We start from the raw sequence: 15,990 nt of genomic DNA on the forward strand, positions 1-15,990 counted from the left end.
GATCTGCGCTTTTAACTTTTGCTTAATCCAATCTAGATTAACGCGGCATGTAGGTAAGTGATTAATTAACCCACATTCTTACGTGCGTTTTGGAACATACGCATCCAAGCACCATTCTCGCCCCAACCTTCTGGAGACCAAGAGTTAGCAACCGTACGGAATACACGCTCTGGGTGAGGCATCATGATAGTCACGCGGCCGTCCGTCGTTGTTAGACCTGTGATAGCGTTTGGCGAACCATTCGGGTTGTTCGGATATTGCTGCGTTTGGTTACCGTTGTTATCAACGTAACGTAGAGCAACTGTACCTGAGCTCTCAATCGCGTTTAGGTGGTCGTTGTCACGTACTTCTACACGGCCTTCACCGTGAGAAACTGCGATTGGCATACGAGAACCTTCCATGCCGTTGAAGAATACAGAATCAGACTTCTGAACCTCAACTAGGCTGAAACGAGCTTCAAAACGCTCTGATTCGTTGCGAACGAAACGTGGCCAGTACTCAGCACCCGGGATAAGTTCACGTAGGTTAGACAGCATCTGACAACCGTTACACACACCTAGAGAGAAGGTATCTTCACGCTTGAAGAAGTTTTCAAATTGGTCACGCGTAGAGTCGTTAAACAGAACCGACTTAGCCCAACCTTCACCAGCGCCTAGTACGTCACCGTAAGAGAAGCCGCCACATGCCACAAGACCGTTGTACTCTTCTAGAACCGCTTGACCCGTTAGGATGTCACTCATGTGAATATCAGTTGCTTCGAAGCCTGCACGGTCGAATGCTGCTGCCATTTCAACGTGAGAGTTAACACCCTGCTCACGTAGAATCGCCATCTTAGGCTTAGCGCCCTTATTTATCATAGGAGCATTGATGAATGGCGCTGCTATGTCTTCATTTACGTCGAAGCTCAGTTTCACGTTTAGACCCGGATCTGAGTTGTCTTTCTTCGCTTCGTGCTCTTGGTCGGCACATGCTGGGTTGTCACGTAGACCTTGCATCTTGTGCGTTGTCTCAGCCCAGATAGTACGTAGTTCAGTACGGTTACGTTCAATTACTACAGACTCGCCAGACTTAATCACTAGCTCATCAGATGCTTCAACGCTGCCGATTACGTGCGAGCACGCTTCTAGACCGTTTGCTGCAAGTGTAGAAAGAACCGCGTCTAGGTCATCGTTGCGAACTTGGATTACCGCACCTAGTTCTTCGTTGAATAGTGCCGCAAGCGTATCTTCGCCTAGCGCTGCAATATCAGCATTAACACCACAGTGACCTGCGAACGCCATCTCTGCAAGAGTAACGAATAGACCACCGTCGCCTTTGTCGTGGTAAGCGACAACTTGGTCGTTAGCAACCAGAGCTTGAACACCTTCGTAGAAACCTTTTAGCTGTGCTGCGTTGTCTACGTCTGCTGGTTTATCACCAAGCTGCTTGTATACCTGTGCAAGTGCTGTCGCACCCATACGGTTCTTGCCGTTACCTAGGTCGATAAGAACTAGGCTTGTATTACCTTTGTCAGTGCGCAATTGAGGAGTGATTGTCTTACGAACATCTTCAACACGTGCGAACGCAGTGATAACAAGAGATAGCGGAGACGTTACTTCTTTCTGCTCGCCGTTCTCTTCCCACTTAGTCTTCATCGACATTGAGTCTTTACCCACTGGGATAGTTAGACCCAATGCTGGACATAGTTCTTCACCAACCGCTTTAACCGCTTCGTAAAGACCTGCATCTTCACCTGGGTGACCTGCTGGAGACATCCAGTTAGCCGATAGTTTAATGTGTTTGATATCGCCGATGTTGGTCGCTGCGATGTTAGTAATTGCTTCACCAACCGCTAGACGAGCCGATGCACCGAAGTCTAGAAGTGCCACTGGTGTACGCTCACCAAGAGACATTGCCTCACCGTGGTAAGAGTCGTAACTTGCTGCTGTTACAGCACAGTTAGCAACAGGAACCTGCCATGGGCCAACCATTTGGTCACGAGCAACAAGGCCAGTTACCGAGCGGTCACCGATAGTGATAAGGAATGTTTTCTCAGCGACTGTTGGCAAACGAAGAACACGGTCAACCGCTTCGTTCATCTCGATACCAGAGCGGTCAATCGCAGGGTTGTTCGCTTTTAGCGTCTTAGCGTCACGGTGCATCTTAGGTGTTTTACCTAATAAGATGTCCATTGGCATGTCGATTGGCGTGTTGTCGAAGTGTGAATCTTCAAGTTTAAGCTCACGCTCTTCCGTTGCTTTACCAACGACTGCGTAAGGTGCACGCTCACGCTTACAAATCGCGTCGAATGTTGCCATGTCTTTATCAGCAACCGCCATTACGTAACGCTCTTGAGATTCGTTACACCAGATCTCAAGTGGGCTCATGCCCGGCTCATCGTTTGGTACGTCACGTAGGTTAAAGATGCCGCCACGCTCGCCATCATCTACTAGCTCAGGAAGTGCGTTCGAGATACCGCCTGCGCCCACATCATGGATAAATGCGATTGGGTTCGCATCACCAAGCTGCCAACAACGGTCGATCACTTCCTGACAACGACGTTCCATTTCTGGGTTTTCACGTTGTACAGAAGCGAAGTCTAAGTCTTCAGAAGAAGAACCCGAATCCATTGAAGATGCTGCACCGCCACCAAGGCCAATGTTCATTGCAGGACCGCCAAGAACGATTAGGCTGGCTCCTACTGGGATCTCTTTCTTCTGAACATGATCATCACGAATGTTACCTAAACCACCAGCCAGCATGATTGGCTTGTGGTAACCACGTACTTCTTCACCTGCGTGAGAGTTAACTTTCTCTTCGTAAGTACGGAAGTAACCAAGTAGGTTTGGACGACCAAATTCGTTGTTGAATGCCGCGCCACCAAGAGGTCCTTCAAGCATGATATCCAATGCAGTAACGATACGGCTTGGCTTACCAAAATCAGTTTCCCAAGGTTGAACGAAGTTCGGGATCTTAAGGTTAGATACAGAGAACGCAACCAGACCCGCTTTTGGCTTACCACCAATACCAGTAGCGCCTTCATCACGGATTTCACCGCCTGAACCTGTTGATGCGCCCGGCCATGGAGAGATTGCCGTTGGGTGGTTGTGTGTTTCAACTTTCATCAAGATGTGTGTTTTCTCTTGGTGATAGTTGTACTGACGAGTTTCTGGATCTGGGAAGAAACGGCCGACTTCAGAACCTGTCATTACCGCTGCGTTATCTTTATAAGCAGACAGAACGTGTTCTGGTGTCGTTTCAAAGGTGTTCTTAATCATCTTGAACAATGATTTTTCTTGCTTAACGCCATCGATAGTCCAATCAGCATTAAAGATCTTGTGACGACAGTGCTCTGAGTTCGCTTGTGCAAACATCATTAGCTCGATGTCAGTCGGGTTACGACCTAGCTTTTCAGTGAAGCTTTCAAGAAGGTAATCAATCTCGTCTTCTGCAAGTGCAAGACCTAGGGTAACGTTTGCTTCTTCAAGCGCTTTACGTCCACCTGCTAATAGCTCAACTTCCATATATGGAGCAGGCTCAGCAACCGTGAACAGTGCCGCTGCAGATTCGAAGTCAGTGAAAACCACTTCCATCATACGATCGTGCAGAATTGCTTTCAGCTCAACAAGTTGAAGTTCAGAAAGTTCAGCAGAGGTTTCAATGTAGAAAGCTGTACCGCGCTCTAGACGTGACACTTTAGCCAGTCCGCAGTTGTGTGCGATATCTGTTGATTTTGAAGACCAAGGCGAGATAGTGCCCGGGCGTGGCGTTGCAAGCAGCAGTAAACCTTCAGGTTCATGCTCTTCAATCGTTGGACCGTAAGTCAGTAGCTTTTCTAGCTTCTCAACTTCAGACTCATCTAGGTCTGCCGTTAAATCAGCAAAGTGGGCAAACTCAGCGTAAATACCTGTTACAGGTAAGCTTAATTCACGACAAAGCTCTAAAAGCTTGTTAATACGAAACTCAGATAGAGCTGGGGAGCCACGCAAAATTCTCATGTGCTTAGGTCTCTTATGCAGTTGATTAAGGTAGTATTGGAATAAATTCAGTGGGTTACAGGTACAACCTAACTGTTTTCTTCGAAGCTATTCCTGAGAGTATTTCCCGAAGGTTGCCAAACCTATGCCGATCCCACCTCTTCAATGCGAGCGCATTATAAAGCATTTCTTTTTGTGACGTAACACCAAAAGCAACCGTTTGCGTTATTTTTTTTATCTTTCTGTGTAAATGGTACTTTTGCTGCATTTATCACCACTTTTACATCAGTTTAATTAAAGCTGCTTTGCCAGCCTTGCGTGGTTTGGTATAAAGGGGCTTCCACTTTTCGAGATTTCATTTTGATGCCTAAATTTACGCTCACCTTTTCGTCTAAATTCCTTCTGCTCGCTATTGCCCTGTTTGGACTGACAGGGTGCCAGATTGAATCTGAACCTAAAAGTGTCCTTGAGCAGATACGAGATCGCGGCGTTCTTCGTGTCGGAACCCTCAATAACCAACTCTCTTATTACATTGGTCCGGATGGCCCTGCTGGCTTAGATTACGAGTTAGCTCGTGAGTTTGCACAAGAGCTTGGTGTAAGGCTTGAGGTTAAACCCGCTTACCGCTTATCCGGCCTATTCCCTGCTTTAAAGAAAGGTGAAATCGATCTCATCGCAACCGGATTAACACAAAACAATAACCTGACACGTGCGTATCGCGCTGCACCTGCTTATTACTATGTAAGCCAGCAAGTCGTTTACAAGAAAGGTCAATGGAGGCCAAGAAACCTCGAACAACTGATTTCGTTTGAAAACGAACGTCAGGCTGAATTTGTAAACGCACAAACTCAATTGGAAGAAACACCCTCCAGTGACACATTAACTCCAGCTTTGGTGGTAGTGAAAGACTCACACTTCGAACCAACACTCAAGCAACTGCAGAACATACACGATGACTTTATCTACGACGCGGTCGACAATGCAGACATCAATGACCTGCTAAAAGAAGTATCGACAGGCGAACGTTTATTTACGGTGGCAGACTCTATCGAGCTATCACTGGCACAACGTTTGTACCCAGACGTCGCATTAGCTTTTGAGCTAACAGAAGACCAACCAATCTCTTGGTATTTACAGAGATCTGAAGATGAAAGTCTTTATGCTTTACTGATCGAGTTCTTCGGCCACCTAAAGCAATCTGGTGAATTGGCTTCACTGGAAGAGAAATACATCGGCCACATTGGTACCTTTGACTACGTTGATACTCGTGCCTTTATCCGCGCGTTAGATAGCAAACTACCAAAATGGTCACCACTGTTTCAGAAATACTCGAAAGAATTTGACTGGCGCTTAATTGCTGCTTTGGCATACCAAGAGTCACATTGGAACCCTGTCGCACGCTCACCGACGGGTGTTCGCGGTATGATGATGCTGACACTGCCTACAGCGAAAAGTGTTGGTGTGACTAACCGTCTCGACCCTAAGCAATCGGTACAGGGCGGAGTCGAATACCTGCGTCGTATCGTAAACCGGGTCCCAGACTCCATTGACCAACACGAGAAAATCTGGTTTGCCCTTGCATCCTATAATGTAGGTTACGGGCATATGATGGATGCACGTCGCTTAACCAAAGCGCAAGGTGGCGATCCTGATGCTTGGGGGGATGTAAAAGATAGGTTACCTCTATTACGACAGAAGAAATACTATAGACATACTCGTTACGGGTACGCCCGCGGTGATGAAGCAAAAAATTACGTTGAAAACATTCGCCGTTATTACCAAAGTATTATCGGCCATGTAAATAAGCGGCATAAAGAACAAGAAGCGAGTCTTGAAGGTTTGGTCGTGATCCCGCCTTTAGAGATCTCAGGCTCTGAATCAGCCATCAATGCTGCTCAGTCGGTAATTAATAGTTCTGCTTCCCCATAGTAAAATCTAAAAGAGCAATGCCATTTAGCCTTGCTCTTTTTTATTACCCTATTTTATGGCTTCGCGCTAACGGAGTAGGATAGGCAAAGTGAGGCTTAGAGGCAGCGTGTCATATTGCAGTAACAATCGAACTTTATAACGGCACACCATAATCAATATTACGGATTGTCTCATCAAGACGTCGAATGTTGAGTAGAATGTCTCTCGAAGCAAATTCGAACATGGTAGAACGAATAACACTATAATTAAACATTGCTCCAAACTACAAGTCAGACGACAAATAGGAAATCGTTAAAATGATAAAGAACAAACTGAAACCGAAGCGCCTTGATAAGACCGTTGCTGCAAACCGTCGTAAGCGTATGCTTTCAAATAATAAGAAAAAGATCATTTGGCGCAACCGTGCTTTCATGCAAATGATTGCCGAGTAAGTTTACTTTGGCACTTTCGCATAGAAAGTGCCTATTTTTAACGTCTCATAAGCGCGGAATGATCTATTCAGACTGTTAACTTTTATCTGCCTTTTCGCCCAGCTCTTCATCTAATCGCTGTCGTTTTCTTTGCTCTTTGATCTCTTTTCGACGACGCTTGAAAAATGCCTGCAATTGCTCACGACACTCTGATTCTAGCAAGCCGTGTTCAACATCGGCATAGTGGTAAGACGCTTGGCTTTTAAATAGGTTTAACACTGTACCCGCCGCACCAGCTTTCAAGTCAGGCGCACCAAACACAATGCGTTTTACACGACTATGTAACAGGGCTCCGGCGCACATAGGACATGGCTCTAGCGTGACGTATAAAGTGGTATCAAGTAAGCGATAGTTTTCCAAAGCTTGCCCCGCTTTACGCAAGGTTTCAATTTCTGCGTGTGCCGTGGCATCGTGGCTACCAATCGAGCGGTTCCATCCTTCAGAGATAATCTCATCATCTTTTACCAAAACGGCACCCACGGGAACCTCTCCCTCACTCTCAGCTTGCTTAGCCACCTCAATGGCACGTCGCATAAAAATTTCATCTTGAGGGCTGAATTGATAGTCTGACAAAGGGAACTCCAGAAAAACAAAGAAATAGGAACAAAAAAGGTATGCAATAAAGCATACCTAATCTTAGCGAAAGTGGACAATATCGTGAAATAAAGTGACTAACGAGGTTCTAATTGAAGTGACTAAAAATAGAGTTCGGTTATCTGAGAATACCGTGCTATTTAAGTTAGCTCTTAGTCTTATACTCAGTATAAGGAATACTAAACACGGAATAAAAATAGCCATTAGCTCATTAAAGCTGCCCTAATAAATATAGAACATAGGAAAATAATCAGTAAAAAGCCCGCTTGTTCGGTGCGAGCTTAACATTTATTAGTGCTGCTTAATATAACTTAGTGGGGCCTTACATTGTGTAAGTGTAAGGTGCTTGGATACCTAGTGGGATACCAAGCGCCCAGTAAGCTAGCAAGAAGATAGACCAACCAATTGCCATCGCGATAGAGTATGGCATCATCATAGAGGCTAGTGAACCAATGCCTGACCCCTTCACATAACGCTGCATGTAAACAACAACTAATGGGAAGAACACCATCATCGGAGAAATGATATTGGAAACTGAGTCACCAACACGGTACGCCGCTTGCGTCAGCTCTGGAGAGATGCCGACAGCCATTAGCATTGGAACCATAATAGGACCAATCAGCGCCCACTTAGCAGAAGCTGAACCGACTAATAAATTAACAAATGCGGTTAGTAAAATCATACCAATAATCGTCACTTGTCCTGGTAGGTTCATCGCTTGCAATAACTGAGCACCGGATAGCGCCAGTAATGTACCCAAGTTAGATTGAGAGAAAGCGACTAGGAACTGAGCAATGAAGAAAGCCATCACCATAAAGCTGCCCATGCTTGCCATAGTTGCAGACATCGATTTAATGATGTCGTCGCTAGCTTTAAAAGTACCAACAATACGACCGTAAACCACCCCTGGAATAATAAACAGGATAAAGATAAGCGGTACAATAGACTTCATAATTGGCGCATTAAAAGAAGTGATTTCCCCCGCAGGAGAACGCAAAGGCGAGGTCTCAGGAACTAAAGCAGCAATCAAAGCAACAATACCAACGACCATTGCCCAACCCGCACGCGAGAAAGCCTTACTTTCAATTTCGGTAAATGACCCCATATCCGGTGCTTCTTCTGCATCTTCATCGATAGCAGTTTTAGCAAGACGTGGTGAAATAATCTTATCCGTTACATACCAACCAATACTTACAATTAATAGGGAAGATAAACCTGTAAAAAAGATATTAGAAAGAGGGTTTACTATGTAATCTGGATCAAGAATTTGCGCAGCTTCTTGTGTAAAGCCCGCCAAAAGAGGATCGATACCTGATGGCAAGAAGTTTGCCGCAAAGCCACCTGATACACCAGCAAACGCTGCTGCAATACCCGCCAGAGGGTGGCGACCCGCGGCGTGGAAAATAATACCACCAAGAGGGATAACCAGTACGTAACCAGCATCGGCAGCTGTGTGAGACACAATAGCTACCAAGATCAGCATCGGCGTTAATAGCTTAGCAGGAGTCACGTTCAGCATCTTTTTCAGACCAGTATTAATAAAGCCTGAAGCTTCAGCAACACCAACACCTAACATAGCAACCAGCACGATTCCAAGAGGTGCAAACCCGGTAAAGTTAGTCACCATATTAGCTAAAAAGCTCGCAAAGGACTCACCTGTTAATAAGTTCGAAACGACAATGGCTTCACCAGATACAGGGTGAATCAAATCGAAAGTAAAACGTGAGAATACTGCAGATAACACCCAGACTAAAATAAGTCCCCAAAAAAAGAGTAGGGCTGGATCTGGGATTTTGTTACCGGCACGTTCAATGAAGTTTAGAAAGCGGTCCATCCCACTGATCTTATCAGTCGGCGGTGCTTTTTTTACGGCTTGGTTACTCATGGTAACTCCATATGTGATGTTGTTTGTTTAGGGCTTATATAAATTTTAATCAAGGCCTATTGGCACAGCACATATTCTATTTAAATCGCCATTAAAAAGCACAAGGTTCCACCTTATTTTACATAAATGGAGACATATTTTGCAAAATTACTATTAGGTAGCAACAATATAAAAACACAAAACACACCATCCCGTATACATAACTTTAACCAGGGCGCAAATAACACCCTAAAAATTAAAATCATCAGTAAAAAGTTGGTAGAAACTGATATACAGATATTGTTTATTTAAAAGGTCAGTCAAACTCACTGTATTTAGAAATCATTGTATCTAAAGTTATGGATTGATCTTCTCCAAACCTATCTTGCCACGAACTGGTCATCTGGATAGTTTTCAACGCCCCAGATAAACGACTCGTCACTGTCCAATCAAGTTGATACTTAACATGGGTGTGATCCTCACCATCGACGATATCAGTAATAAAATCGGTAGGGGTAATACTTGACAAAGCTGCAGATGCTCCGCGAGTTCTAAACCCTTCCAATTTATTTTCAGCTAAGTGCAAAGCCTCAACACTTTGAATAGCAAAATCAGATTTTTGCTCCACATACGTTTGTAGTTTAATAAGTCCAAGAGCTCCTACTCCTATCAATAAAAAAGAAATGAGTACTTCGATTAAGTTGAAGCCTTTTTGTCTACAAATCATTCCATGAACCTTTTTGCCACTTAACCTTTAAGCTGTTATTTGGAACAGACCCGGAATCAAAGGTTAAACTTAATGAAACACCAAAAACGGTTAAGCCTCCAGGTGTATCAAAAACATAACCTCCTTTAGGCTTAAATGCACCACGAGAGAAGAATGTTAGTTTCTTTTTTTGGGCTACCGTTAACTCAGCTGTAGAGAGGTTGTTATACGTGGAGACATCACTTGTCCAACGCGAGCTTAAATTCGCACCGTTTGGAATCGTAGAGGTGAATAACTGATATATAATACCAGGGAAGTCATTGGCCCCATTTACACTAAGAATCCCGTCTTCGACAACTAACACCTTCGATGATGCACCAATTGAAGTTGTATTCAGCAAGTTACCACTTTCAAGATCACAGTCACCTTCAACCCAAACATTATCGTTGATAGAGTAAGCATTCTTGATTCTATCTTGGCAGCTATCACTTCCCGAAGATCCTGAGGTTACAGTCCCTTGTACAATCTCATACTCTGCTTTTATTGAATCAATATTACTTCTTGTATCTCCAAAAAAACTTTCAAATGGGTCAAGACTAGGATCATAAACAAAGTCATTTTCAACTAATTTATCTGCACCTCTGTGAGTTATATCGCTCCCGACAACAGTTAGGTCGTAATCCGACTTACTATGCTTCACACAATTACTATCACCTGATATGCACATATAATCCGATGCCTCTGTGTCTGTTTGGTACGCACTGTCACAAATAACACCTGCAGGGTTCAAGGTTTTAAATGAACCATTCATGATAAACCCACTCGCATACCGAACAGATACACATTGATCATCCCCTTCAACATCGGGAACAAATTCATTCGCACCGATCAATTTAAGATCAGATCGAGCCTGAATAGCTCCAGTTGAGCGAGAAGATATATCTATGTTTTTTTTCAATGAACTGTAACCACTCATTGATGTCAACGTATATATCGTTTCACCAACAGTCTGAGGGGAAATAGATATTGAAGATAAATCACATAAACTATAAGCCTGATTTACTGGATGAATAGAACGATCATATTTAATTTCTGTAATCGCACATTCTAAACCTCCTTCTGCCTTCCAATGCTGCTTACGAGCTTCCACTTCATTTTGAGCTCTCTTTATTTGGTAGAAAACCGAACGGTAGCTACCGAATGTGAGCATTAAAGCAGAGACCAGTAACACGCTTGTCACCAATAGAACAACCGCGCCTTGTTGATTTTTATTCATCCCCAATTCCTATTTTTTACAACCACACTTGATGAATAACTTACTGAAGTGTCCCCAACCAACTCCGCTGAGATCGCAATGGTTGTAATACCGGAACTAACCCCTTGAGTGCCTATACTTGATTGACTAACATCGAAGTTAATCACTCGGATTTGATTCGGTTCAAAAATAGAAGAACAACCACTCGTGGCTGCAGACACTGTTTTTACAGTGGTAGAAGGACTGTCACAGACTTTTACTACACCTGAATCAAATACAAACGCAACATTTCTCACCTCAGATTGATATGTATAAGCGTATGCGACCGTTTTTGAGTCCGGAGATATGTATACTATATTTGTGGCATCAGATAATTTTAGAGATATCCCAGCTCCTCCATCATAGCCAGCTCGCTGAAGATCTTCTTTAAAGTACTGGAGAGCACCAGAAACTTGCTGTAGTAATAGCAACTCCTTACTTTTCTCTGATGCTATATTTTGTCCTGATATAAAGACTGAACCGACACTTCCAATAACAATAACGCCTAAGATAGAAGAGATCATAAATTCAATTAAAGTCGCACCACATTGTCGCCTTCTAACTACAGGCTTGATAACCATAAAAGTCTCCCCCAACACCACAAATCCTCATCCGCCCAGAAGCTCTATACGTGATTAATTTCAATGGCTTTGAATTAATATCAAATAAAAAGCTTCCATCTTTAGCCCTTCCATTGATTCCACTGAATTTTATTTGTTCTGAGCTATAGTTAACGGTGACATCAACATTACGGAACGCCCCACCCTCCATCGTTAATATTGCAGTACCTGTATTAGGAACATTAAATTCAGTTAGCTCTACTTTCCAGTCACCAGTATCACTTGAGTTACCATTCATCAGAAAGTGCGCCCAAAGGTCTGTATTTCTCATCACAGCTTCAGATTTCGCTTGCATCATAAAACCGTTCAATTCACTTGCTAGCCTTTGCATCTTAATGGTCTGAGAGACAGAACTAAAACTTGGCGCAGCAACTGCCAGTAATATTGAGAGCACTGAAATGGTTATAAGTAGCTCTAAGAAGGTAAACCCGCGAGACATTTCCCAAATTCCTATGTAAACCGATACGTAACCGTATTTAATCTTGCACAGATGCTATCACCAGAGAAAAATGGGCAGAATAATAAAAGGGAACTACTCGTGATGATTCGAAAAAATAAATGCAACAACAACAACTTAAGTATTAAAGGAATGACATTGATCGAATTATTGTTGACTGTCATCATCATAGGGATACTAGGTGCAATAGCGTATCCAAGTTATACCAATCATGTGATAAAGGCGCATCGAGTCACAGCAATGGCTGATATGACAAAGATACAGTTGGAAATAGAGACGCTGTACACGGGAAACTACGCGTCGGCAGCGGCGGGTATTATTTCTAGAGGGACATGTTTATTTTGTGATACCGATACTAGCCGATACACGCTAGCGGTTTCGGCCAGCAGCACCACCTATTCGATTCAGGCTGAACCACATTCACCACAAACAAACGATGACTGCTTAGATTCGACGACCGATATTTTGGAACTACACCACTCAGGTATCTCGGAGCCAGAAACATGTTGGAAGTAACGAATTAAACCATCAAATAATTCGAGAACGTACCTCCAAAAAATCAGCTATTTATTCTCTGATCTACAGATGCAAAAAAGCCTGCTACATAAGCAGGCTTCCTAATTTTATCAACAACCCTATTAGTTGGCTTAACCAGTTACCAAGTAATTAATTGATTACTTAGTTAGGTCATCGAAGAAGTTTTTAACGCCACTGAAGAAACCTTCAGATTTTGGTTTGTGCTTGCTTGCCGCTTCGCCACCACATGTTTCTTCGAATTCACGCAGTAACTCTTTTTGGCGAGAGCTTAGCTTAACAGGGGTTTCAACTACTAGCTTAACAATTAGGTCACCCACACCGCCGCCACGAACGCCTTTCACGCCTTTACCACGCATACGGAACATACGGCCCGTTTGTGTTTCTTCTGGCACTTTAAGGTTAACACGGCCATCTAATGTAGGGACTTCAACATCTCCGCCTAGAGCAGCCATAGAGAAACTAACTGGAACTTCACAGTAAAGGTTGTTGCCGTCACGCTCAAAGATATTGTGCTCTTTTACGTGAACTTGTACGTACAGGTCGCCAGCTGGAGCGCCTTGCTCTCCCGCTTCGCCTTCGCCAGACAGACGAATACGATCGCCAGTATCAACGCCTGCAGGGATCTTAACGTTAAGTGTTTTCGTCTTCTGCTTACGGCCTTGACCGTGACATGAATTACATGGATCTTTGATGATCTTGCCTTTACCATTACAAGTAGGACAAGTCTGTTGAACTGCAAAGAAACCTTGACGCATTTGTACTTGGCCATGGCCATGACAAGTGCCACATGTTTGTGCAGAAGAGCCCGCTTTAGCGCCGCTACCGTCACAAGTATCACATTCAACCAGTGTCGGTACTTCGATTTCTTTAGAAATACCACGAACCGCCTCTTCTAGAGAAAGCTCCATGTTGTAACGTAAATCAGAACCACGTTGTGCACGTGCTTGACCGCCACCACGGCGACCGCCGCCAAAGATATCACCAAATACATCACCGAAAATATCGCCGAAGTCACCTTGGCCACCGCCACCGAAACCACCGCCGCCGCCCATACCGCCTTGTTCAAAAGCAGCGTGGCCGTATTGATCATAAGCGGCTTTCTTTTGAGGGTCGGTCAGGATTTCGTACGCTACTTTTACTTCTTTAAACTTATCTGGTGCGGCAGCGTCACCTTGGTTACGGTCCGGGTGGAATTTCATCGCTAAGCGTTTGTAAGCTTTTTTAATATCGCGCTCTGATGCATCGCGGCTTACGCCTAATACTTCGTAAAAATCACGTTTTGACATGTTCTAGGTCACCAAAATAATTGCTACTACCGAATGTTCACTTCAGTAGTCTGTGTATCAATCTAGATAAAAGTTCTGTCGGCTTAAGAACCGAATAAAGCTATTATCTAGATCGACAAGTCTAAACACAAATTTACGGGCGTGAGAGTTACCTCTGACGCCCGTATTAATAAGTCTTCGAGACAAATTTCTAAGCAGATAGCTTGATTTCTAGGAGGGAGCGCGGAGCCTACGCTAGTAGGTGAGCACTTCCGACAACGAAATCAGGCCACTCTGCGACGAAATTATTTTTTGTCGTCTTTAACTTCTTCAAACTCTGCGTCTACCACATCGTCATCTTGCTTAGGTTGCTCACCCGCTTCAGCGCCAGCTTGTTGTGCTTGAGCTTGCTGTTGAGCAATTTCCATTAGCTTCTGAGCTGCTTGCATAAGTTCTTGAACTTTAGCGTCGATAGCTTCTTTGTCGTTACCAGACTTAACTTCTTCTAGTGCCGTTATAGCTGCTTCGATCTTCTCTTTCTCTTCAGCAGGTAGAGCTTCACCAGCTTCTTCTACTTGCTTACGAGTACCATGAATCATTTGGTCAGCTTGGTTACGTGCAGTTACTAGCTCTTCGAACTTTTTGTCCGCTTCTTTGTTAGCTTCTGCTTCTTGTACCATTGCTTCGATCTCTTCATCAGACAAACCACCTGATGCTTGGATTGTGATCTTCTGCTCTTTACCTGTTGCTTTATCTTTAGCAGATACGTTCAGGATACCATCAGCATCTAGGTCGAATGTTACTTCGATTTGTGGCATGCCACGAGGTGCTGGTTGGATACCTTCTAGGTTGAACTGACCAAGAGACTTGTTGTAAGTCGCTTGCTTACGCTCACCTTGAAGAACGTGGATAGTTACTGCGTTTTGGTTGTCTTCAGCTGTAGAGAACACTTGATCCGCTTTAGTAGGGATAGTTGTGTTTTTCTCGATAAGCTTAGTCATCACGCCGCCCATCGTTTCGATACCGAAAGATAGAGGAGTAACGTCTAGTAGGAGAACGTCTTTAACGTCACCAGCTAGTACACCACCTTGAACAGCAGCACCCATTGCAACAGCTTCGTCAGGGTTCACGTCTTTACGTGGCTCTTTACCGAAGAATTCAGTTACTTTAGCTTGAACCATAGGCATACGAGTTTGACCACCAACTAGGATAACGTCAGTGATTTCGCCTACAGATAGGTCAGCATCTGCTAGAGCTACTTTTAGTGGCTCAAGAGAACGTTGAACTAGGTCTTCAACTAGAGACTCAAGCTTCGCACGAGTCACTTTGATGTTCATGTGTTTAGGACCAGTCGCATCAGCAGTAACGTAAGGTAGGTTTACGTCAGTTTGAGTCGTAGAAGAAAGCTCGATTTTCGCTTTTTCTGCTGCTTCTTTAACTCGCTGCATTGCTAGTGGATCAGTTTTAAGGTTGATACCTTGTTCTTTTTTGAACTCATCGACTAGGTAGTTGATCATGCGGTTATCGAAATCTTCACCACCAAGGTGAGTGTCACCGTTAGTTGAAAGAACTTCGAAAGTCTTCTCGCCTTCTACTTCATCGATTTCGATGATAGATATATCGAATGTACCACCACCAAGGTCGTATACAGCGATAGTGCGATCACCACCTTTCTTGTCTAAGCCATAAGCTAGAGCAGCAGCAGTTGGTTCGTTGATGATACGTTTAACATCTAGACCAGCGATACGGCCAGCATCTTTAGTTGCTTGACGCTGAGCATCGTTGAAATAAGCAGGAACAGTAACAACTGCGCCAGTTACTTCTTCGCCTAGGAAGTCTTCAGCTGTTTTCTTCATTTTCTTAAGAACTTCAGCAGATACTTGAGGAGCCGCCATTTTTTGGCCTTGCGCTTCAACCCATGCATCACCGTTGTCTGCCTTAATAATGCTGAAAGGCATGATTTCGATATCACGTTGAACTTCTTCATCTTCAAAACGACGACCGATTAGACGCTTGATAGCGAACAGTGTGTTTTGAGGGTTAGTAACAGCTTGACGTTTCGCAGGTTGACCAACTAGCGTTTCGCCTTCTGTGTATGCGATTACTGATGCTGTTGTGCGTTCGCCTTCAGCATTTTCAATTACGCGTGGTTTGTCGCCGTCAAGAACAGCAACACAAGAGTTAGTAGTACCTAAATCAATACCAATGATTTTACCCATCAGGCCATCTCCGAATATATATTATTTAGTTTTTGCTATACCCACATATGTGGGGGGTGATAATCAGGGATTCAACCCC

General features: G+C 44.0%; 11 protein-coding genes and 1 pseudogene. 3 read left to right on the forward strand and 9 right to left on the reverse strand.

All coding sequences use genetic code 11. The features are described 5' to 3' along the window. Positions 1-65 precede the first annotated feature (65 nt). On the reverse strand, positions 66-3,977 hold the full coding sequence (gene purL / locus ACED48_RS03860) for a phosphoribosylformylglycinamidine synthase (RefSeq protein ID WP_017056745.1): 3,912 nt from the start codon (positions 3,975-3,977) through the stop codon (positions 66-68). Between the two features lie 342 nt (positions 3,978-4,319). On the opposite strand from purL, the gene mltF reads away from it, so the two are divergent. Both mltF and ACED48_RS03870 read left to right on the forward strand, forming a co-directional pair. Next, a complete protein-coding gene (mltF, locus tag ACED48_RS03865; RefSeq protein ID WP_017056743.1) occupies positions 4,320-5,885 on the forward strand; it encodes a membrane-bound lytic murein transglycosylase MltF in 1,566 nt (521 codons plus the stop codon). 296 nt (positions 5,886-6,181) lie between these two features. Next, positions 6,182-6,316: a hypothetical protein gene (locus ACED48_RS03870; protein ID WP_017056742.1), complete on the forward strand. Its 135-nt coding sequence runs from the start codon at positions 6,182-6,184 to the stop codon at positions 6,314-6,316. A 75-nt stretch (positions 6,317-6,391) separates the two neighbouring features. Here the strand turns inward: ACED48_RS03870 and tadA are convergent. The 6 genes and pseudogenes from tadA to ACED48_RS03900 form a co-directional block, all read right to left on the reverse strand. After that, a pseudogene (gene tadA / locus ACED48_RS03875) lies at positions 6,392-6,983 on the reverse strand (tRNA adenosine(34) deaminase TadA). A gap of 288 nt (positions 6,984-7,271) precedes the next feature. Next, positions 7,272-8,834: an AbgT family transporter gene (locus ACED48_RS03880; RefSeq protein ID WP_017056740.1), complete on the reverse strand. Its 1,563-nt coding sequence runs from the start codon at positions 8,832-8,834 to the stop codon at positions 7,272-7,274. 295 nt (positions 8,835-9,129) lie between these two features. Next, on the reverse strand, positions 9,130-9,540 hold the full coding sequence (locus ACED48_RS03885) for a prepilin-type N-terminal cleavage/methylation domain-containing protein (protein ID WP_017056739.1): 411 nt from the start codon (positions 9,538-9,540) through the stop codon (positions 9,130-9,132). Continuing rightward, positions 9,530-10,795 (reverse strand): hypothetical protein, encoded by a 1,266-nt coding sequence (locus tag ACED48_RS03890; protein WP_017056738.1) that lies wholly within the window; start codon positions 10,793-10,795, stop codon positions 9,530-9,532. Before ACED48_RS03890 ends, ACED48_RS03885 begins: the two co-directional genes overlap by 11 nt. Then, complete coding sequence (locus tag ACED48_RS03895; protein WP_017056737.1) at positions 10,792-11,394, reverse strand: PilW family protein; 603 nt, start codon at positions 11,392-11,394, stop codon at positions 10,792-10,794. The genes ACED48_RS03890 and ACED48_RS03895 overlap by 4 nt, the downstream gene beginning before the upstream one ends. Next, the gene (locus ACED48_RS03900) at positions 11,372-11,872 is read right to left on the reverse strand and encodes a GspH/FimT family pseudopilin (protein ID WP_017056736.1); all 501 of its coding nucleotides are present in this window, start codon (positions 11,870-11,872) and stop codon (positions 11,372-11,374) included. The genes ACED48_RS03895 and ACED48_RS03900 overlap by 23 nt, the downstream gene beginning before the upstream one ends. A 102-nt stretch (positions 11,873-11,974) precedes the next feature. Here ACED48_RS03900 and ACED48_RS03905 point away from each other — a divergent pair, with 102 nt between their 5' ends. Next, on the forward strand, positions 11,975-12,406 hold the full coding sequence (locus ACED48_RS03905) for a type IV pilin protein (protein WP_017056735.1): 432 nt from the start codon (positions 11,975-11,977) through the stop codon (positions 12,404-12,406). A gap of 158 nt (positions 12,407-12,564) precedes the next feature. Here ACED48_RS03905 and dnaJ read toward each other — a convergent pair whose 3' ends face one another. Together dnaJ and dnaK are read right to left on the reverse strand one after the other, a co-directional pair. Continuing rightward, entirely contained in the window at positions 12,565-13,713 is a 1,149-nt protein-coding gene (dnaJ, locus tag ACED48_RS03910; RefSeq protein WP_017056734.1) for a molecular chaperone DnaJ, read from the reverse strand. A 284-nt stretch (positions 13,714-13,997) separates the two neighbouring features. After that, positions 13,998-15,911, reverse strand: coding sequence for a molecular chaperone DnaK (gene dnaK, locus ACED48_RS03915; protein WP_017056733.1), 1,914 nt, complete (start codon positions 15,909-15,911; stop codon positions 13,998-14,000). Positions 15,912-15,990 lie beyond the last annotated feature (79 nt).

This window comes from Vibrio sp. 5S239 (genome assembly GCF_041439575.1).
Classification (GTDB): Bacteria; Pseudomonadota; Gammaproteobacteria; order Enterobacterales; family Vibrionaceae; genus Vibrio; species Vibrio kanaloae.